Origin of the sequence: Bacteroides xylanisolvens, assembly GCF_018289135.1 — a bacterium.
Taxonomy (GTDB): domain Bacteria; phylum Bacteroidota; class Bacteroidia; order Bacteroidales; family Bacteroidaceae; genus Bacteroides; species Bacteroides xylanisolvens.
In genome coordinates, this window is sequence record NZ_CP072216.1 from 5,439,326 (window position 1) to 5,461,146 (window position 21,821).

Genomic DNA, 21,821 nt, shown 5'->3' on the forward strand with positions numbered 1-21,821 from the left:
TACATGAAGATGAATAGAAAAAATAATATGGTATGGGGCACGCTGGTAGCAGCTTTGCTGGCTTCTTGCGTGGATACCGAGATTGCCGATGTCACGGTGACAAAACCGGAGTCGATAGCGCAATACGAGTATCTGAATGATTATGCCCCGCTGAAATCGTACATAGACCGTGCAGCTAATCCCGATTTTAAATTGGGATTAGCGTTGGCAGCCAACGAATTTATCGAAGGAGGATTGGTATTTCGTTTAGCGGAAGCCAACTTCGACGAAGTGACCGCAGGCAATGCGATGAAATATGCTTCGTGTGTGAACGATAAAGGGGAGATGAATTTCGAAACTGTGGATAAATTTGTCACTGCCGCCCAAGCTGCCGGAATTACTATATATGGACATACATTGGCTTGGCATGCACAGCAGAATAATAAGTATTTGAATTCTTTGATTAAAGACAAAGAATTGCCGCCCTCTGTAGGAGAAGGAAATTGTTTGCATATCAATACTTCTGAAGCGAAGGCGAATCCATGGGATTGGCAAAATTACTATGATTTGGAATCTCCTCTTTTACAAGGGAAATCTTATGTATTCTCTATGAGAACCAAGGCTTCATCAGCTGTGACATTTCCGCTTTGGATAGAAACACCGAATGCTGGTAATACACATTATGGCATACCACAGATTTCAGCAGGAACTACATGGAGCACAATAAGCATTGAATTTACACCTAATAGTGATTGTTCTCGTTTGTTATTCAATTTCGGACAGTTTGGAGGAGATCTTTGGTTTGATGACATGGTGCTGGTTGAAAAAGGTTCTGAGCAAAATATGATAAAGAACGGAACTTTTGAAGAAGGAAATCTGCCTTCTAATTGGTCTAAACCAAGTTGGCATGCGCATTCTTATTCAATTATACCTACACCGGGAGATGCGGCAGTAGAGATTTTAACTGACATCATTACTAATGGTGATGCGCAAGGCAGTGAAACTACCAATTTTGTTTCTACTCATGTGGGAGGAGCTAATGCTGCTTGCGATATTGTTGATGGAGTAGGTAAAGACGGTAGTCGTGCTTTCGTTGTTACTTCTGCTGGTGGAGGAACAAACAGTTGGGATACTCAATTCTTTTTGTATGCTGACCGTCCGTTGGTGGAAAATGATGTTGTACGTATCTCTTTCGATTATCGTGCAGATACACCCAATAATTCTGAGTCTCAGGCTCATGCTGCCCCTGGAGCTTATATTCATTATGATGGTGGGTGTGCTGTTAGTTTCACTACGGAATGGCAACACTTTGAAAAAACTATTACTATTAACACTACCCTTTCTCCTGAGGGAAACATGCAGACTTTTGCATGGAACTTGGATGTAGGCGCGCCCAATGCACCTGCTAATAAATATTATTTTGATAATATCAAATTGCAAATAGTTACTAAAGGTAACACTATTCCTCTTACTCCCGAAGAGAAAAAAGAAGCGCTTACTCGGGCAATGAACAATTGGATTGAAGGAATGATGAAAGCTACTGGTGGTTACGTGACTACTTGGGATGTAGTGAACGAAGCTATTTCAGGTGGTGGCAACGACGGTGAAGGTTTCTATGTCTTGCAATCTGCATCTAATGCCGGTGCTGACGCTGCCAATAATTTCTACTGGCAAGATTACTTGGGTAGTGAAGATTATGTTCGTATTGTTGTAGCTGCCGCCCGTAAATATTATGCAGAAAACGGTGGTGTTAAACCTCTCAAACTTTTCATCAACGATTACAATCTGGAATCCACTTGGGATAACAATCAGAAAGCCAAGAGCTTGGTACACTGGATAGAGAAGTGGGAATCTGACGGTGTGACAAAGATTGACGGTATCGGTACACAGATGCACGTGGCTTATCGCGCCAATGCTGCTGACCAGCAGAAGCAAGAAGAACATGTAGTGAAAATGTTTGAAATCTTAGCCAAGAGTGGCAAACTCGTGAAAGTATCTGAGCTGGATATGGGATATGTGGATGAAAGCGGCACTACGGTGTTGACAAAGGATATGACAGAAGAACAACATAAAGCGATGGCTGAATATTATAAGTTTATCGTGAAGAAATACTTCGAGATTATTCCTGTGGCACAGCAATACGGCATCACGCAGTGGTGTGCTACCGATGCTCCCGGTGCCCCCGGTGATTCTAACTGGCGTGGCGGTGAACCTGTAGGTTTATGGGATTCCAACTACAACCGTAAGCATACTTATGCCGGTTTTGCTGACGGATTGGCTGGTAAATAATAGAGATTGATAAGAAAAGGCAGCGGGGCATATAACATGAATCCGCTGCCTTTATTGTTTCAATAAAAGTCGGATAATAATGAAAAACATATTATTTATTTTAAGTTTGATTATTTGGTGTAGCTGTAGTAATGAAATTCTGTTTGATATAGATAAAGTAGGAGATATAGTTACAAGGGCTGCAAATTCGGATAGTACATATTGTTTTGGGGCTTCAGATTCGGATGTAGTGGAGGACTTTGTTATTGGTCCGAAGGATGACTCACAACCTCTTAGTAGAACTTTATGTTCCTATGTAGAGGTTAATGGAACAAAAACATTATTGCAACCTGAAATAGTGAGCGATCCTTCATGGTTGGATTATCTTATATGTTTTCAGTATTATGATATATATGTTCTATCGGTAGTAGCCCAGGACAATACTTCCTCTCTCAGAAGTGGAAAAATTGTATTGAAACAGCCGGGATCTAATAAAACATTAACAGTTGGTATTACTCAAAATGGAATTGATAATCGCATAATGATTTCAATGAAAGAACTGTATTCCAATCATCCTATTTTTACTGCCACGACAACTTATCCCGTAAAAAAAGATATAAGTTGCAGAATCCCATACGAAGCATACAATGATGGTGGAAAGTATGAGAGTAGTGCATCAATCACTATTCCTAAAGGGGAAACGAAAGGAACTTACGAAATGGATTATAACGGCTCTCCGTTAGTTTTTTATCATGGTGATATAAAAGGCTATAAATTGTATGAAGGAACTATCAGTGGTGACGGTATTTACAACTATAGTTTTTATCGCTATTGGTAGTATTGTTATTTTTGCAACAACTATTATGTAACATCAACATCATTATGAAAAAGATAATTTATTTGCTGGCATGGATAGGTGTGGCTTTGGCATCTTGTTCGGACGAAAGCTCTCTGCCTATACAACCGGAGATTCCTGCCGAACCGGAAACGCCTAAGGACGAACCTGCTCCGGAGAAAGACTATCATCAGTTGCCAGTGTTGCACGTAGAGGGGCGCTACCTTAAAAACGAAAAGGGCGAGACGGTCAATCTTCATGGATTTACACAGACCTACAGTCCCTTTTTTAACAACAACGCATGGACTAACTACGATGTGCAGTCGTGTCTTAGCTATAACAAACGTATGGTAGACGGGATTGTGGCTGCCGGATGGAAGTTCAACTTCGTGCGGATGCATCTCGACCCTTATTGGAGCGATGATACTTCAAAGCCGTTTGTGCGATACGAAGGACACGAACGCTTTTCCGAGACCCGTTTCCGCAAGTATCTCGACGAACTGTTTGTGCCGATGGCGGAGTATTTTGTATCTAAGGGAATGTATGTGGTGATGCGCCCGCCCGGGGTATGCCCCAACGAAGCTCCTTATCAGGGAATAGAGGTGGGCGATAGCTATCAACAGTTTCTGCTTAACGTGTGGGACATCGTTTCGCAACACCCCAAAGTGAAGAACAATACGGACATCATGTTCGAACTAGCCAATGAGCCGGTCAACATCAAAGGGACCGACGGAGCCTATGGCAGCACCTCCGATGCCTGCTTTGCCAATGCAAAGATTTACTTCCAGTCCATTGTAGACAAGATAAGGAGCCATTGCCGTAATATCATTTGGGTGCCAGGCTTGGCCTACCAGTCGCAGTATGCCGGGTATGCCACCCACCGCATCGAGGGCGATAACATCGGCTTTGCCGTGCACTGCTATCCCGGATGGTATGGCAGCGATGCCGAAAAAGACAGTGGCGAAGGAATCGGCTCTTCTACCGGTGGCGGCTACGAGTCCTTCCAGCGCGGATGGGATAAGCAAGTAGGTCCGGTGGCGGCGATTGCCCCCATCATGGTGACGGAAATAGATTGGGCACCTTTGAAATACGATGCTACTTGGGGAAAAAGCATCACAGGCGAAGCCGGTGGCAAGGGGTTCGGCGCCAACTTCAAGTATATAGCCGACAATGCGGGAAATGTGTCGTGGCTCTTTTTCACTACAAGAAGCCACGAGCTGGCAGCGTTTAAGGACGTGCCGGGTACAGAGGGCAACTATACGTTCCTCAACGATCCCGAAGCCTGTCCGTGGGCAATGTATCATTGGTTCAAGGAGTATGCCGAAGGAGTGACCGTCAATGGCGAGCCCGAGAGACTGGAACTGATGGGCGAGCAGGCGACACGCTCGTTGCAGATGGGAGGAGTGCACTACCTGAAAGTGAAGGCGGTGTATAAAGATGGCACCTCGCGAATGGTGACTGCCGAGGCGACTATCAATAGTTCGGACGAACAAGTGCTGAAGGTGGAGCCGACTGGCAAACTGGTGGCAGTGGCACCAGGCAATGCTACGGTAACGGTGACTTATCGCACAGCAGCGGGAAACAGCATGCAACAGACATTGCAGGTGACGGTGGTTTCGCCTTTTGTGCTGACGGAAGACGTGTTTGACCCTTCGATATGGGAAGAAGGCACCTTTGACGAAACGACCCGCACCTTGGTGACAGGCAAATATGGCTTTGGCGGATGGAAATACCCCGGCGGACTTGACTTGTCGGGCTACCGGAGGCTGACCGTGGAATTGGGCAACGACAACGAGTGCGGTGTCTCTTTCCGCCTTTTTGACAAGAACGACTACTGGACGAAGCCCGCCACCTACGATTTCGGACAGACACGCAGAGTGGTGGTAGATTTGCAGCAGATGAAAGATACTGACGGCAATAGGGTAGACCCGTCGCACCTCTACATTGTCGGGTTCTGGTCGACTGGTGGCAAGCCGATTGTGATAAGCAGCATGAAGTTGGAATAAATATAATATAGAAAGATAGTAAATGAAGAAGGTTTTATTGTTGAGTTGTTTGTTGTGTGCAAGCCTTTGCGCGGTTGCACAGGATGCAAACTTTTACATTTATCTGTGTCTGGGGCAGTCTAACATGGAAGGCAATGCCCGCTATGAAGCACAAGATACGCTGGTGGATGCACGCTTCCAAGTGTTGGCGGCGGTAGACAATAAAGAGTTGGGACGCGTGAAAGGCGAATGGTATCCCGCCCGCGCTCCGCTGTGCCGTCCGAACACCGGGCTGACACCGGCTGATTATTTCGGACGGACCTTGGTAGAAAACTTGCCCCCGCATGTGCGCATCGGAGTGGTGCACGTGGCGATAGGCGGGTGCCGGATCGAGCTTTTCCAGAAAGACAAATGCGAGGAGTATATCAAAACAGCTCCCGACTGGATGGTGAATACGCTGAAAGAGTATGACAACGACCCGTATACCCATTTGGTGGAGATGGCACGCATTGCACAGAAAAGCGGTGTGATAAAAGGGATACTTCTACATCAGGGCGAGTCGAACACCGGTGACAAGGAGTGGCCCCAAAAGGTGAAGAGCGTATACGACAACCTGCTTGCTGACCTTCATCTGCAGGCTGACGAGGTGCCCCTGATTGCCGGTGAAGTGGTGAATGCCGACCACGGTGGTGTTTGTGCAGGCATGAACGAGGTAATTGCTATGTTGCCGCAGGTGATAAAGAACTGCGCTATTGTCTCCTCCAAGGGGTTGAGCTGTGCTCCCGACCATCTTCACTTCGATGCTGCCGGTTACCGGGTGCTGGGACGCCGCTATGCGGCACAGGCACTCCACCTGATGGGCATTGAACTTCCTTCGCCCGATGATGTGTGTAAGCACACAGTGGCAGCCCCCACCAATATGCACGGCAGCGACTTCCCTCGTATCGACAAGGACAACCGTGCTTATTTCCGTTGCTACGCTCCCGATGTGAAACGCTTGCAGGCAGACGTCTGCGGCAAGAAGTATGAGATGGCCATGGACGAGCACGGCTGGTGGAGCGTGAAGACCGACCCGCTGCCGGTGGGATTCCACTATTATTTCCTGTTGGTAGACGGATTCAGGGTGGTAGATCCCTCTTCGTGCACCTTCTTCGGTTGTTGCCGCATGGCGAGCGGCATCGAGATACCCGAAGGGGCAGAGGGCGATTACTATCGCCCGCAGCAAGTGTCGCATGGGCAAGTGCGCTCCTGCACCTATTATTCGGAAGCGAAGAAAGAGTTTCGTCGTTGCATGGTGTACACACCGGCAGAGTATGAGTCTCACCCCCAAAAACGCTATCCGGTGCTCTACTTGCAGCACGGCATGGGAGAAGATGAAACCGGCTGGAGCACGCAGGGAAAGATGAATCATATTATGGACAACCTGATTGCATCCGGTCAGTGTGTGCCGATGCTCGTGGTGATGGATAGCGGTGATGTGGAAGCTCCGTTCCGGCCGCGTCCGGGAAAAGATGTGAACGAGGAGCGGGCTTTGTATGGCGCCACCTTTTATGACGTTATTCTGAAAGACCTGATTCCTATGATAGACCGGACATTCCGTACGAAAACCGACCGCGAACACCGTGCTATGGCAGGACTCTCGTGGGGAGGACATCAGACTTTCAATACGGTTCTGCCTCATCTCGATAAGTTTTCTTATATCGGAAGTTTCAGCGGGGCGATTTTCGGTCTGGATATGAAGACTTGTTTTAACGGAGTGTTTGCGGATGCGGACAAGTTCAATAAGAAAGTGAATTATTTCTTTCTCGGCTGTGGCACGGAGGAACAAATGGGAACAAAGAAGATGGTGGATTCACTCCGGAAACTGGGTATCGAGGTTGATTATTACGAATCGCAAGGCACAGCGCATGAATGGCTCACGTGGAGACGTTGCCTGAAAGAATTTGTACCACATTTATTTAAACACTGAAAATAGCATGAAAATGAAATCTACATTTATCGCAGCCATATTGTTGCTCGTTTCGGTTATGACCGAAGGAGGACTGTCGGCACAGAACCCGATTGTACAAACTTGCTATACTTCAGACCCTGCTCCTATGGTGCATGATGGCACATTGTATGTCTATACGGGACATGATGAAGATAAGGCTGATTTTTTCTGGATGCAGGAATGGCGCGTGTATTCTACCAAAGATATGGTGAACTGGACCGATCACGGTTCTCCTCTTGCCATCGAATCATTCGACTGGGCGGACGACCGTGCCTGGGCAGCACAGTGCATCGAACGTAATGGTAAGTTTTATTGGTATGTCTGCCTGCATTCCAAACTTTCCAATACGATGGCAATCGGTGTGGCGGTAGGCGATTCGCCTGTCGGTCCTTTTAAAGATGCCATCGGCAAACCGCTTCATGACGGAAGCTGGGACTATATTGATCCTACGGTCTTCATTGATGATGACGGTCGTGCTTATCTGTATTGGGGAAATCCGAATATCTATTATGCAGAACTGAATGACGACATGATTTCCTTGAAAGGTGAAGTGGGCAAACTGGAACAGACTGTTGAGAGCTTTGGTGCACCCAATCCGGAAAAGCGTGTCAAAGGTGTTAAGTATAAAGATACTTATACAGAAGGTCCATGGCTTCATAAACGGGAAGGAAAATACTATCTTCTTTATGCTGCCGGAGGTGTACCCGAACATATTGCCTATTCCATGAGTGACGGACCTCTTGGTCCGTGGAAGTATATGGGAGAAATCATGCCTTTACAAGATACGGGTTCGTTTACTAACCATTGTGGAGTGATAGACTATAAAGGCAATTCTTATTTCTTCTATCATACGGGTAAGCTGCCGGGTGGTGGAGGCTTCGGGCGAAGTGCGGCGGTGGAGCAATTTAAGTATAATGCTGACGGTACTTTCCCGATTATTAATGCTACCCGGGAAGGGGTGTCACCGGTAGGTATGCTCAATCCTTACGAAAGGGTGGAAGCTGAAACTATTGCGTTTTCTGAAGGTGTGAAGTCTGAACCCAAAGCGAAAACCGGTATATATATATCTGAAATTCATAATGGAGATTATATAAAGGTACGTGAAGTGGATTTCGGCAAAAAATCCCCCAAATGGTTTACTGCTACCGTTGCCAGTGCCCTTCGTGGCGGGACACTTGAAGTACGTACAGACAGTATAAGCGGACCATTAATTGCGGAACTGACTATTCCTTCAACGGGAGGTTGGGAATGCTGGAAAACATTGCAGACTGATATTGTAAAACCGGTCACAGGAATACAAGATATTTATTTTGTATTCAAAGGACGTAAAGGCTGCAAACTGTTTAACTTTGATTGGTACAAGTTTAACAGATAAACATGCTAGAGAGCAGTTGGGTTACTCTTCTTTTTTACTCAACTGCTCTTTCATATACATTGAAGGCGGCATTCCATACAATTCTTTGAATGTTGTCGAGAAATTATTAGGATCAGTGAATCCTGTTAACATGGCTATCTCGGATATGGTATGCTGCTTTTCGGACAATAGACGAGCGGCTTCTTTTAAACGTATATTACGTATAAAGTCACGGGTTGTCTGGTTGGTGAGCTCCTTGAGTTTCCTGTGAAGATGTACGCGGCTGATACCTACCTCGGTGGTGATTGTCTCTATTGTCAAGTTAGGGTTACTGATGTTTTCATTGATCACTTTCATAATACGTTCCATCAATTTCTCATCGGGTGATTTCACTTCCAGTTTCTGAACCTTGTTTTCCAGATTTTGCTGGCCTGTAAATACTTTGCGTAACTGCTGCCGTGTATTAATCAGATTTTCTACCGTCTTTTGCAGAATTTCGATATTGAATGGCTTCATGATATAGGCGTCGGCTCCTGTATTCAGACCTTCAAGGTTGTCTTCTTCCCTCGTTTTCGCAGTAAGCAAAATGACTGGGATATGGTTGAGATTTACATTCTGCTTGATCTTCCGGCATAAGGTAAGTCCGTCCATTTCGGGCATCATGATGTCACTAATGACTAAATCCGGAGCCTTTTTAAATGTTTGCTCTAATGCTTCTTTACCATTACGGCTTTCCATGATATGAAATTTGTCCCCAAACTCCTTCGCTATATAATTTCGGATTTCTTCATCGTCTTCTACAATTAATACGCGATATTTAGTTTTTACCCTGACTTTCTTTTCTTCCTCATTTTCTATAATGGGAGAGATGACAGGAACAGTTGGTACGGCTACTGTTACCTTTTGCTCATTGTTGTCAACTTCTTCAGGTCGTAGATGCTTGTTACCCAACGGTAATCGGATAATAAAACGGCAACCCGGTTGTTCTTTATTATTTTCTACATAGATAATTCCATGATGTAATTCCACTAATGAACGAGTCAGATGTAATCCTATTCCTGTTCCGCCTTTCGGATTCTGTTGGCTGTTACGGATCTGATAGAAACGTTCGAAGATATGTTCTTTTTCCTGTTCATCGATGCCTGTTCCGGTATCCGCGATAATTATTTCGGCATATTGTTTCAAGGGATCGGGCAGTGTATTATCTTCTCCCGTACGGATGGTAATATCTATGTTTCCTTTTTCAGGAGTAAACTTGAAGGCATTAGACAGAATATTCAGGATAATTTTATCAAAATTACTTGTGTCTACCCATACATTCAGTTCCCGGAGTGTACTATGAAGTTGTAGTTGGATATTTTTAGTATTTGCCTGTTGGCCGAAAGTTGTACATAAATCCTCTATAAAAGGAATAATATTGGTCTCCCGGAACATCAGGAACATTTGCCCTTTATCAATTTTCCGAATATCCATTAGTTGATTGACAAGATTCAGAATACGTTCCGCATTTCTGTAGATAATATGATATATTTTCAGGCGTTCATTGTTCTCCTCATTCTTAATCAGTTTCTGTAGAGGGCTGATGATTAGAGACATCGGAGTGCGTATTTCATGAGAGATGTTGATAAAGAACTGCAATTTTGCTTCATTGATTTGTTCGGCATGGATATGTTGCAGCATTTCCTGATGCATTCTGTACCGATGTCTGATCTGAAGAATAATGATAAATATAATGGTCAGTAATAATAAGGAGTAGATAACTTTGGCCCACCATGAAGCATACCATGCAGGAGATATAAAGATGGTAATTTCTTTTATATTTGAATACACAGTGTTGTCTTTTGCTCTGATTTTAAAGTTATAGGTACCGGGTTTCAGATTGCTGAATGAGATACGGTTTACACCTTTGGGCAAACTAATCCATTTTTCATCGTTGATAGAATAAAGGTAGTTGATGTGTTCGGGGGCATTTAATTCCAGAGTGGCAAACTCGATACTGAACACATTGTCTTTATGGGATAGATAAAACTCTTTTGCGTTGAATACAGGGCAGTTGATAATATTGTGAATACCGGATTTCATTCCTTTTCTAACCGGATTGTTATGCAGGAAAAAGTCGGTAATCCGGATATTCCATGTTTTTGCCGGATTGATAATGTCTTGCGGATTGAAATAGGTGATACCATTCATTCCGCCAAACCAGATGGTGCCTTGCTCATCTTTGAATGAGGCATTTTTATAGAACTCATTCCCTTGTAATCCGTCACCTACATAATAATTGATGAATTTGTTATTTTTCTTTTGGAATTGGGATACTCCTGCGTTGCTACTTATCCATAGGAAATCATTCTCGTCTCCTTGTATTGCATATATTGTATTGCTGGGCAATCCATCCGCGGTGGTATAGGTCGTTATTTCTTTGGTCTCCTTATTCCAACTTGACAGCCCTTCGGAACTTCCAAGCCATATAATTCCATGGTTGTCTTCATAAATTGAATAAATCACGTGTTGGGGTAGTATCTTATAGCTCTGAAAATCAGAGGTGTCAAGGTCAATGCAGTTCATTCCGTCGTAAGTTCCTACATATAGCTTGTTGTCATTGGAGTAGTGCAGGCAACCTATCCATTCATTTATCAATGAAGAATTGGATTGCACAGAAGTAAACTCCTTGGTTTTAAGATCATAATAAAACAGCCCGAATCCCATTGTCGCAATCCAAAGACGCTTGTTTTTATCTTCTGCGAAATCATATACACGTTGTATATAGTTGTTGTTCTTATCTACCAGTTTGTACTGGTAATCGCATAATCCTGTCTGTTTGTTCAGCTTTCCCATACCGTTAATAAAGGAGCCGACCCAAATGTTGTACTCGGAATCTTCATATAGTTTTATAACTGTTGAAGGCACAGAATTAGGGTGATTAGTATGCGAGAAATGTTTAGCCGGTTCTAACTTTTCTGTCAGGGCATAAATTCCGTCATTGTCTGTTCCAACCCATAACATACCGTTGTTGTCTTTGCAGAATGAGGTTATACAACTGGAACCGATCATGTTTTTATCCATGGATTTATGTCCTATATACTTGAAACTGTTTGTTCGGGCAGGTATCTGCATGACTCCTTTCTGATAAACAGCCAACCATAAGTTACCGGAATTGTCTTTTAGGATAGAATGTATTTTTGAATTTTTTGAATCAAAATAGTTGTTGTCAAAATTGTATTCGGAGATTTCATGAGTTTGGTTATTGTAGACACTCATACCTTTACCATCAGTTCCGATATATAATTCATTTTGCGGTCCGGAATAGAGGAAGCAAACAGGAAGTTCTCCTTTCTCTTTCAAATCGACCGGAACAAAGGTTTTACGTTCTTTATCGTAAATGAATAGTCCTTTTCGTATACTTCCTACATAAATGTTGCCTCGTTGATCCTCACATATACTTTTGACGTATCCGTTGTCTTTAGACAAGTGTAACGTAAGCTGATTGTCGGGAGTGAGTTGATATACTCCTTCTTCCCCTTTTGCCATCCATACATTTTGTTTTTTATCTTCAAACAGGCTTCCGGGTGAAGTGACTGCAATATCGACTTTCCGGACAGTCAACAGATGGTCTTTGATGTCCAGCTTGCACAACACATTTCCGGATACCCATATCTCTCCGTTTTTTCGCTCGATGAAAGAATTGATGTTGCTTTCAAGCGTTTCTCCGGTATCTTCCAATTTGGCAAGTGGAGTAAAATTGTCCGTGGCCGGATCATACATTTGAATTCCTATATATGTGCCGATAAGCAAATGACCTTTGCTGTCTTCAAAAACAGTACGAACAAAATTGTGGGCTAACGAATGTTCATTATTGGGTTCATGTTTGTATATGGTAAATTTAGCACCGTCATAACGGTTCAGACCATCTTCTGTTGCAATCCAAATGAAGCCGTTCCGGTCTTGATATATTTGATTAATCAGACTACTGGAGAGTTCTTTGTCAGTAGTGAATAACTTAGGAGATTGTCCGTTGCATAACAAAGAAAACAATAATAATAGAAAAGTGAATACATTTTTCATAGTTATAGATCGTTGTTTGTTGTACAAAGAAAACTAAAAACCTAAATATAACCTAATAAAAAATGAATATTTTCATTAGGCTCCGGGAGTACAATCGGATGTTGTAACATCGTTTGTAAATAATGTAACATGAGAAAAGATTTATCCCTTCTTCTGTATTATTGTTTTCCTTCGATTGTATTTACAATATAGGTTTTACCCGCCTTTGTTTCGATGTCATATTCATAAACCTTCTGCAGTTTGGGAGATTGCGCACTTACCCCTTTGGCTACAAGAGGCCGTTTGATAGGAGTGGTGGCGAATAATCTATTTGAGCACTCTTTCCCGTTTACTTGTTTTAAGCCTTTCCCTTTCAGTGGGACATAAGACCGGATGCGGAGCGTACCGCCTATATTCGATCGGATGATCGCTTTATTTAACATATTGTTTTTCCAGTCCATATCGACAGTAAAGTTTCCACGTGCCACTAGCCCCTTCACACTTCCTTCTTCCCATGCATCAGGCAATGCTGGCAATAAATGCACGGCACCGTCATGACTTTGGAGCAACATTTCCGCTACTCCGGCTGTATAACCGAAATTACCGTCAATCTGGAAAGGCGGATGGGCATCCAGCATATTGGGATAGGTACGCCCGTTCGGATATTCTTTAGCCAAGTGATCGTTGGGCAATAGTTGAATCATATTTTTGATGATCTGGAAGGCATGGTTTCCATCCAGCATGCGTGCCCAGAAATTGACTTTCCAGCCGATACTCCAACCGGTAGCCTTATCACCGCGTTGCAGCAATGTGTTTCTTGCTGCCTGGAATAACTCGGGATTCGAGTATGGAGAAATTTGATTACTCGGATATAGCCCGTACAAATGTGAAATATGACGGTGCTCGTCCTTGGGATTGTCAACATCTTCAAGCCATTCTTGTAGTTGGTTATGTTTTCCTATTTGCATAGGTGGCAACTTCTCTAGTGTTTGTTTGAGGGAGTCTTGGAAAGAAGGGGCTTCACCTGCGATGTATGAAGCCAATAAGGTATTATGCAGTGCATCAAAGGCAATCTGGTTATCCATGGTGCAACCTGCCGTGATAGGACCGTGTTCCGGTGACACAGAAGGCGACACTACCAACCATTTATACACTGGATGTTCTACCAAGAAATCCATGTAGAACTGCGCTGTTCCTTTCAGGATGGGATAGTACTCTTTCAGGAACTCTTTATTTCCTGTAAAGAGGTAATGTTGCCAGATATGTTGTGCTAACCAGGCTCCCCCACTAGGCCACATTCCGGCTGCAGCAAAGTCTACAACTCCGCAAATTCGCCATAAATCAGTATTATGATGCGCCATCCATCCCCTACAATCATACATAGTTCGGGCTGTTTCTGCTCCTGTGACGGATAAATCTTTCAACATAGAGAATAGCGGACTATGTGTTTCACTTAAATTAGTGACTTCTGCCGGCCAATAGTTCATTTCTGTATTAATGTTGATGGTGTATTTACTATCCCAAGGTGCATGAGTACTGTTGTTCCATATACCTTGCAGATTAGCCGGTTGCCCACCCGGTTGCGAAGAAGAAATCAGCAGATAACGTCCATAATGGAAAAGTAGAGCTGCCATTGCCATGTCTTCCCCATTTCCGAAGTTTTCAATTCGTTTGGGAGTCTCCAGTTGGGAAGCTTTGCCTGCCGGTAGTGTAAGGCGTACACGGTCAAATTGTTTTTTATAATAAGCGATATGGTTTTTGAGAGCTTTTTCGTAAGGTATTTGCGTCGCTCTTTTCAGATATTCGCTGGTCCGTCGGGATTCATCGGCGCTGACATCCTGGTAGTTTACGTAGTTGGTTGCTGCCGATATATAAAGGGTGGCTTCTGTTCCTTCATTAATTTGGAGCGTATTTCCTGCCGGGCGGAGAGTGCCATTCGTTTTTACCTGGATTTGACATTCTGCCCGTAGTGCGGCTTTCAAACCTTCCTGCTCTTTCCCTTGACAGGTGACGGTCAGCTTATCATTCTGAACATTCACCTTATGTACTAGAGGGAAGTTATATGCAATAGTAAAGTTCAGTGCGTTTGCTTTACTTGCTTTGATATGCATAATAATGACATTATCAGTAAATGATGCAAAAGTGGTACGGGTATAAGTGACGTCATCCACTTGATAACGGGTAGTTGTCGTTGCATTCTCCAGATTCAGATCGCGGTAAAAGCCGGATGCGTTTTGGTGTTCCGGAAATTCCAGGTAAAGACTACCTAATGTCAGATAGCTCATTCCGTGTTGCTGGGTTAAGAAGTTGGCGTCAATGAGTCTTTGCGCTTCCTTGTTTCTCCCTTCAAAAATCAGTTTGCGTACAACCGGTAGCACATGTACGGCATTCGGGGTATTATTATTGTATGGAGAACCTGCCCAAAATGTTTCTTCGTTGAGTTGTAATTCTTCGCGTTCGATTCCGCCATATACCATGGCTCCAAGACGGGAGTTGCCAATAGGGAGAGCTTCCGACCAATTTTGTGCAGGTTGACTATACCACAGTTTCAGGTCCTGTCCTGAAACAAGGTTGCTTATTAATAGGAATAATACAAAAAAAGTGTTTCTGTTCATATTGTATGGATTTGTAGCAAAGGTAGCTCATTTCCCAATACAAAAGGCAAAAAACTGTTTCTGAAATCTACCTTGGAAGTAACTTCTTTCCATATTTATGTTACTAATATATATGTTGTATGTTCCATAGGATAAAATAATAACTGCCGGTTTCTTTTTGATTTATTATCAGCCTTGCCCTCTTGTCAAGTAGCTTGTTTGCAAGCTGATTAAGTAGGGAGGTATAAGAAGGGAAGCTGGTATAGTTGCGTTGGGATACCGGTATTGTTCTATTAAAGTACCGGTATCATTAATTTCCCACGGCCGTGACAAGATCTTCCCACGGCCGTGGTAGGAACTCGTCACGGCTGTGGGAAGAAGCTACCACGACCGTGAAGAATTAAGTATACCGGTATCCTGATCGAACAATAGTTATTGAATGATATAAGTATGCCGGTTGTATGACGGATGTTTAATGGAGGCTTTTCTTGAAAGGTAAGTAAAGCTGGAGGGATATGAGATATGGGAGAGCAAAATCATAAAATAATAGGCTGACAATAAAACTTATAAAATGTTATTGTCAGCCTATTGTCAGGGCTTATTGTCAGCGTCTAATGTGCTGGAAATCATTCGTCTAATGAATAGGAATGACGGCTGACAATAAGAACTGCAAAATTTATATGTAAATACAATCAGTGTGAGTAATTGACTTGTCTCTACATTGATCTTTTTATCTATTATCTCTCTTGCTTTTCGATTCATTCATAAACAGATAAGATTTCTTGTAGCCTCCGTAGTCTACAACCAACTTTTCCAACACGATGCCCGGATCAAGAGGTTTGAAAATTAGTGTCTGCATGCCGTCTGATGTATTCGGCACATTCAGTTTGACCTTTTTCTCAACGATACGTCTTGCAACTGTCGGATAGTATATGCTGTATACATTTTCAGGAAGCTCGTTTAAGTTATGATTGAAATTGATAGTCTGTTCCTTCGCTCCTTCGAATCCGATACTGTACTCATGTCCTTTCCGGTCGTGGAAAGCAAGAGTCGATTTCACTATCACGTGAACAGTCACTTTGTCGACTCCTTTAGGCAATTTTATTTTGTAGGAGATAGAAGCTCCGTCGGTCGGCTGGGTATAAGGCATCAGAGCCATGCCGCTGAGGGTACGCCCCATATAGGGGATCACTGTCCATTCCGTACTTGGTGCTGCTTTAGTGCTGTAATAGTGTTCGGCTTCCATAGCTACATATCCGTCTTGTCCGGTGAAGACGTATCCACCGACAGCCTTTTCCGGATGCTCGATTCGGTAGGTTTGTGGTAATGTATCAGCGGGGAAATTATCATTCCATGAGGTATAACCGATATGTTTCTGAATCATCATGTTCTTCCATTTACCGCCGGACATAACATTGTTATAATCGTCACTCAACGCTTTATCCCGTGCAAAAGCCTGTTCCACTTTATCTGCCCATTCGTTAGCTTGCGGATTGTTTTCTTTGTACAATTTATGGTTCATGACTTGTGCATAATACATCTCGTACAGGTTTACCATGGCTTGAACAGGGAAGAGGATTAATTGCTTGTAGGCATCTTTATATTCCGGTTTCAATGATATGTATTGTCTCAAAGCTTCCGCTTCCAGTTTCAGATATTCATCAGATACTTGTTTCCATTCGCCGGTCTCCAGGTTATAAGTATTCCGGTCGAGCATTTCTCCCGTTACGCGACCGTTATATTTGCTGTACAGGTTTAAGATTCGCATAGCTTCATCCGCTTGATCTTCGCCAAACTGCTGTGCGCAGAAACGACGGGGATGATCCAGCAAGTTAGAGACGTTGAATTGCTTGGGATTCCATGCCATATCCATGAAGAGCGTGATCGGATATTCCATTGGTTTCAAATCGCCTACATTCAGTATCCACAGCTTTTCTACTCCGTAATCGTATGTGAGTTGAAGTTGCTCCCACATATTTTGTATAGGGGTTACGTTCAGCCATTTGGAGTTTCTCGGAGCACCTACGTAGTCTACATGGTAATACATGCCCCAACCGCCCGGATGCTTACGTTCCTTGGCATTTGGCAGACGGCATACATTGCCCCAATTGTCATCACATAATAGCATGATAACATCATCGGGCACACGCATACCTTTATCATAGTAATCCAGTACTTCTTTGTATAGTGCCCAGACTTGCGGGGTTGCTTTGGCAGGTCGTTTAGTCACCTTTTCAATGATTCTGCGTTGGTTCTTTACTATGTCTTCCAGCAGTTTCACGTTGGTGTTTTCGCTCATGGCTGCGTCACCGTCTCCGCGCATACCGATGGTTACGATATCTTCTGTGCCCTGCATCCGTTCGATACCTTCACGGAAAAACTGATCGATCACTTTTTTGTTAGTTGTATAATCCCATGCACCATATTCTTTGCGCTTGCGTGACCACTCCTGATGGTTGCGTGCCATTGGTTCGTGGTGGGATGTACCGATGATGATTCCCATTTCATCAGCAGTCTTACTATTCTCCGGGTCGTCTGCATAGAAAGCCCAGCTCCACATGGCAGGCCAAAGGAAATTACCTTTTAGGCGTAGTATCAATTCGCAAACTTGTGTATAAAAACGGTGGTCACCATAGTTTGTGCCGTAGGTCTGTTTTACCCAACCGGTCAGACAGGGCGCTTCATCATTGAGGAAGATGCCGCGGTAGGTCACCGCAGGTTCTCCGTCTGTATACTGTCCCGGCTTTACATATACATTCTGTTGTTTTCGGATAGGGACGTCTGCCCACCAATACCAGGGAGATACCCCTATTTGTTCGGAAAGTTCATAGATACCATAGATCGTACCGCGTCTGTCGCTGCCGATGATAACCACTGCTTCATCTACTCCTTCACAGGGATTGGTGACAACTTGCAGGATATATTTCTCATTTTTCCCTTCCAGCTCCTTTTTATCTATTTTGTTTGCAGCTATCAGTTTTTTTACAAAAGGAGTACTATAGGTACCTACAATGACACAGTGTTTCGAACTTACGTTTGTTAAGAATTCAGGCTTCGTTCCGCATACTTGCAGTATATCTTGTTGAAGATTGCCGACAGCTATCATTACCCCTTTGTCTTCGGAAGAATCTACATATATCGGACAAGGAACTCCGTTGGCAATCAACGGAAAATGATTACCGGCCGGTGTGAATATTACAAATTGTTCAGCGGCAAATGCCACTATACTCACAACAGAGAGGTAGAAGAATAGAAATAATCTTTTCATGGTTTCAATATTTAATAATTTGTTGTTAATCATTGATCTTACGTTTCACTGTAACCGGATATTCTATTTTGCAGATAATTGGTAATTGAAAAGTATATAACAGCAGGCTCAAAATGATGTAAATATCCTTCTTCATAAATACTATATTTAATGAAATTATCTTCTTTGTGTCTTAAATCCCAAAAATGGTTTATTTTTGTCTGTACTGTGACACGATGCAAAGATAGTTGGTATTGATAAGAACGGGCTTTGGGTATGTTTCAATTATTTATACTGTTGATACCAATTTACTTTTTCTTGAAGTTTTTTCTTCGGAGATAAAATGAAGAAGTGTGAACAAACTGCTTTGTTCAATAAATGTTTTTGATTTTGTTTCAAAATCTTTTTGTATTGTATCTATGAGGCTGTCGGATGAATAATGATGGTTAATGTGTCATATTCCGTATTAATAAGATTGGTATGTGATGCGTATAATATAAGTTGGTTTAACAAGAGTAAGTAGAGATTTTAATGATCTTGAGAATATCGGTAAGCGTCAATTGCATTCTTAACCGAACCGTGTAACAGTAACAATTTTTGTGCATGGTCATGATTTAATCCTAGTTCCTCCATAATCATCCTGGTGCCTCTTTCTACCAGTTTATGATTACTAAGCTGCATGTTTACCATCTTATTTCCTTTCACCCGTCCAAGTTGAATCATGACAGAGGTGCTAATCATATTCAGAATCATTTTCTGTCCGGTGCCTGATTTCATCCGGGAACTGCCTGTTACATATTCCGGTCCTACAATCATTTCGATGGCGACATCTGCCTCTGCCGCCATTGGAGAATCGGGATTACTGGTGATACAACCTGTCAGGACACCGTGTTTACGGGCTTCCCGTAAAGCACCGATTACGTACGGGGTAGTGCCGGAAGCGGCAATGCCGATAACGGTGTCTTTTTCGTTGATCTGGTGTTCGACGAGTTCTTCCCAACCTCGATTTTCATCATCTTCGGCTCCTTCTACCGGATTGCGCAAGGCTGTATCGCCTCCTGCAATCAGTCCGATAATCCAGTTGGGAGACATACCGAAAGTAGGAGGAATTTCGGAAGCATCCAATACTCCCAGGCGACCGCTTGTGCCGGCCCCCATATAAAAGATGCGTCCGCCTTGTTTCATGCGGGGCACAATCTGATTGACAAGCTCTTCAATTTGTGGAATAGCCTTTTGTACGGCTAACGCTACTTTCTGATCTTCCTGGTTGATATCTTCTAAGATCTCTCGCACAGATTTCTTTTCCAGATGATCGTAAAAGGACGGTTGTTCGGTTATTTGCATTTTTATAATTACTGGTTATAAATTACAATAGGTAAAAGAACTATTGTTGATGGTATTGAATCAGCCCTTCCATCGGACTTTGAAGAATCTTACCGATCTGAATTCCTGTTGTTTGCGCAGCCTCCTGCAAAATCTCCTTGTAACAGTGAGCTACGGAACCAATAAAATGTACCGGATATTGCTTATAATCATATTGCATCACGTTTCTGCGGAGAAAAGCGATAAAGCTGTTGAGTACTAGTGAACGGATAGCCGGTTCTTCCAAGTGCTGTGCAAGGAAAGGGGAGAGACTAGCCAGAAAACGGTTCGGAAAGGGTTGGCGGTAAACGCGGTCGATGATTTCGGGGGCCGTCAGGTCGAACTGTTTTAAGAAAGCTTCTTTGATGGCGGGTGGAAGCTGGTTTTTCAGTACATCGCCTACCAGTAGTTTTCCTAAGACTGCGCCGCTTCCTTCATCTCCCAGGATGAATCCAAGAGGGGAGATGTTGTTGACAATCTCTTCACCGTTGTAGAAACAGGAATTGGAACCTGTGCCGAGGATGCAGGCAATCCCTGCTTCATGTCCGCATAGTCCGCGGGCAGCGGCAAGCATATCCGAGTTGGCTTTGATATTTCCGATGACAGGCAGGCTGTCGGCGATGGCCCGCCGGAGGACGGGAGCCTTTTCGGGAGTGCAGCCTGCACCATAAAAAAAGACGGAGTTGATCGTTCCTTCCGGTAGTTGTGGCAGAAGGGAATGTGTCAGCTCTTGTTGAATTTCTTCTTCTGATTGGAAGAAGGGATTAATTCCCTTCGTTCCCATTCGTTTGATTGGGGTGTCGTTGAAAACGATGCACCAGTCGGTTTTTGTAGAACCACTATCTGCAATGAGTATCATATCTTTGAGTTTTTTATTGTTTCTTTCCGAAAGAATCCTCCAGTCGGTTGCGAATCATTAATGAGGCGACGATACCGGGTAGGGTACAAATACAAACCCAGATAAAGAAGTTTGTGTATCCGAGATGTTCCTGTATCCATCCGGCAGGCATACCGGGAATCATCATGCCTAGTGCCATAAATCCGGTTCCGATAGCATAGTGCGCCGTTTTGTGTTCACCTTCTGCTATATAAATCAGATATAGCATATAAGCGGTAAAACCGAAACCATACCCCAACTGTTCGATCGCTACACAAATGGCTATAAATATAGGATTGTCCGGGGTGGCGGCAGCCATCCATACATATAATAGATCGGGAATGTTGATGGCTAATGCCATGGGGAATATCCATTTCTTGAATCCGTCACGGGAAACGAGGAAACCACTAATGATTCCACCGAGCAATAAAGCTATGACACCTATCGTACCGTAGATCATTCCGACAGTTGCTGTGGATAAACCCAGTCCACCTTTATCGGTCGTGTCGAGCAGGAAAGGAGAAGCTATTTTGGCTAACTGTGATTCTCCCAACCGGTAGGTGAGGAGGAAAAAGAACATGAGACCGAGGTTCTTTTTCTGAAAGAATGTGACAAAGGTCAGGAGGAAATCTCCCAACAACTTACCCGGTGTGAGTCCGGGACGTTTAATGTCCGAATCAGGATGGGGGAGGATAAGCCGATGATAGATAGTAAGAGCCAGAAATAATCCGGCAAGGAGGTAGAATGTAATACTCCATGCCAGGGGAATATTGTTCTGTGATGTTTCCAGCCATCCTGCCAGCATGACTAGAATTCCCTGCCCGAAAATATTGGCAAGCCGATAAAACGTATTTCGAATACCGACAAAGAAAGATTGTTCTTTATTATTGAGCCCGAGCATATAGAAACCGTCTGCAGCGATGTCATGCGTAGCGGAACTGAACGCCAACAGCCAGAAAAAAGCAAGAGTCAACTGTACATAATGAGCAGTCGGAATAAAGAAGGCTATTCCTGCAAATCCGGCAGCGATGAAACCTTGCATGGCAATAATCCAGGCACGCTTCGTTTTCACCAGGTCGACGAATGGACTCCATAGCGGTTTGATAGTCCAGGGAAGATAGAGCCAGGAAGTGTATAAGGCTATTTCCGTATTGGATAATCCTAAACGCTTGTACATGATAACAGCAATCGTCATTACCGCTACGTATGGCAGCCCTTCTGCGAAGTAGAGGGTGGGTATCCAGCTCCAGGGATTTCTTTTTATAGTGGGGGTTGTCATGGTATTATTC

The 21,821-nt window shown here is 43.6% G+C and carries 11 protein-coding genes; 5 read left to right on the forward strand and 6 right to left on the reverse strand.

Annotation, left to right across the window (positions count from 1 at the left end):
- Window positions 1-3 precede the first annotated feature (3 nt).
- The 5 genes from INE92_RS22480 to INE92_RS22500 all read left to right on the forward strand — a co-directional run bounded on the left by INE92_RS22480 (window position 4) and on the right by INE92_RS22500 (window position 8,432).
- The gene (locus INE92_RS22480) at window positions 4-2,268 is read left to right on the forward strand and encodes an endo-1,4-beta-xylanase (RefSeq protein ID WP_015532249.1); all 2,265 of its coding nucleotides are present in this window, start codon (window positions 4-6) and stop codon (window positions 2,266-2,268) included.
- A gap of 79 nt (window positions 2,269-2,347) precedes the next feature.
- Complete coding sequence (locus INE92_RS22485; RefSeq protein WP_149958530.1) at window positions 2,348-3,085, forward strand: hypothetical protein; 738 nt, start codon at window positions 2,348-2,350, stop codon at window positions 3,083-3,085.
- 44 nt (window positions 3,086-3,129) lie between these two features.
- Window positions 3,130-5,088 carry a cellulase family glycosylhydrolase gene (locus INE92_RS22490; RefSeq protein ID WP_151939785.1) on the forward strand — a complete coding sequence of 653 codons (1,959 nt, stop codon included), beginning with the start codon at window positions 3,130-3,132 and terminating at the stop codon, window positions 5,086-5,088.
- Window positions 5,089-5,110: 22 nt separating this feature from the next.
- On the forward strand, window positions 5,111-7,036 hold the full coding sequence (locus INE92_RS22495; RefSeq protein ID WP_195436111.1) for a sialate O-acetylesterase: 1,926 nt from the start codon (window positions 5,111-5,113) through the stop codon (window positions 7,034-7,036).
- A 7-nt stretch (window positions 7,037-7,043) separates the two neighbouring features.
- Window positions 7,044-8,432: a glycoside hydrolase family 43 protein gene (locus INE92_RS22500; RefSeq protein WP_151926584.1), complete on the forward strand. Its 1,389-nt coding sequence runs from the start codon at window positions 7,044-7,046 to the stop codon at window positions 8,430-8,432.
- Between the two features lie 21 nt (window positions 8,433-8,453).
- Here the strand turns inward: INE92_RS22500 and INE92_RS22505 are convergent, their stop codons facing one another.
- From INE92_RS22505 to INE92_RS22530, 6 genes are all read right to left on the reverse strand, one after another.
- Window positions 8,454-12,473, reverse strand: coding sequence for a hybrid sensor histidine kinase/response regulator transcription factor (locus INE92_RS22505; RefSeq protein ID WP_211421256.1), 4,020 nt, complete (start codon window positions 12,471-12,473; stop codon window positions 8,454-8,456).
- Window positions 12,474-12,631: 158 nt separating this feature from the next.
- Window positions 12,632-15,067: a glycoside hydrolase family 95 protein gene (locus tag INE92_RS22510; protein WP_151927738.1), complete on the reverse strand. Its 2,436-nt coding sequence runs from the start codon at window positions 15,065-15,067 to the stop codon at window positions 12,632-12,634.
- A 709-nt stretch (window positions 15,068-15,776) separates the two neighbouring features.
- Window positions 15,777-18,314: a glycosyl hydrolase 115 family protein gene (locus INE92_RS22515; protein ID WP_195436113.1), complete on the reverse strand. Its 2,538-nt coding sequence runs from the start codon at window positions 18,312-18,314 to the stop codon at window positions 15,777-15,779.
- A gap of 507 nt (window positions 18,315-18,821) precedes the next feature.
- Window positions 18,822-19,637, reverse strand: coding sequence for an N-acetylmuramic acid 6-phosphate etherase (murQ, locus tag INE92_RS22520; RefSeq protein WP_015532256.1), 816 nt, complete (start codon window positions 19,635-19,637; stop codon window positions 18,822-18,824).
- A 40-nt stretch (window positions 19,638-19,677) separates the two neighbouring features.
- On the reverse strand, window positions 19,678-20,514 hold the full coding sequence (locus tag INE92_RS22525; protein WP_008024377.1) for an ATPase: 837 nt from the start codon (window positions 20,512-20,514) through the stop codon (window positions 19,678-19,680).
- Window positions 20,515-20,527: 13 nt separating this feature from the next.
- Window positions 20,528-21,811: an MFS transporter gene (locus INE92_RS22530; protein ID WP_211421257.1), complete on the reverse strand. Its 1,284-nt coding sequence runs from the start codon at window positions 21,809-21,811 to the stop codon at window positions 20,528-20,530.
- Window positions 21,812-21,821: the final 10 nt, after the last annotated feature.

What these genes read in the sequence shown, in the direction of transcription:
- murQ (WP_015532256.1), bottom strand. Translation starts at nt 19,637, where the DNA reads ATGCAAATAACCGAACAACCGTCCTTTTACGATCATCTGGAAAAGAAA.
- INE92_RS22525 (WP_008024377.1), bottom strand. Translation starts at nt 20,514, where the DNA reads ATGATACTCATTGCAGATAGTGGTTCTACAAAAACCGACTGGTGCATC.
- INE92_RS22515 (WP_195436113.1), bottom strand. Translation starts at nt 18,314, where the DNA reads ATGAAAAGATTATTTCTATTCTTCTACCTCTCTGTTGTGAGTATAGTG.
- INE92_RS22510 (WP_151927738.1), bottom strand. Translation starts at nt 15,067, where the DNA reads ATGAACAGAAACACTTTTTTTGTATTATTCCTATTAATAAGCAACCTT.
- INE92_RS22500 (WP_151926584.1), top strand. Translation starts at nt 7,044, where the DNA reads ATGAAAATGAAATCTACATTTATCGCAGCCATATTGTTGCTCGTTTCG.
- INE92_RS22505 (WP_211421256.1), bottom strand. Translation starts at nt 12,473, where the DNA reads ATGAAAAATGTATTCACTTTTCTATTATTATTGTTTTCTTTGTTATGC.
- INE92_RS22495 (WP_195436111.1), top strand. Translation starts at nt 5,111, where the DNA reads ATGAAGAAGGTTTTATTGTTGAGTTGTTTGTTGTGTGCAAGCCTTTGC.
- INE92_RS22485 (WP_149958530.1), top strand. Translation starts at nt 2,348, where the DNA reads ATGAAAAACATATTATTTATTTTAAGTTTGATTATTTGGTGTAGCTGT.
- INE92_RS22490 (WP_151939785.1), top strand. Translation starts at nt 3,130, where the DNA reads ATGAAAAAGATAATTTATTTGCTGGCATGGATAGGTGTGGCTTTGGCA.
- INE92_RS22530 (WP_211421257.1), bottom strand. Translation starts at nt 21,811, where the DNA reads ATGACAACCCCCACTATAAAAAGAAATCCCTGGAGCTGGATACCCACC.
- INE92_RS22480 (WP_015532249.1), top strand. Translation starts at nt 4, where the DNA reads ATGAAGATGAATAGAAAAAATAATATGGTATGGGGCACGCTGGTAGCA.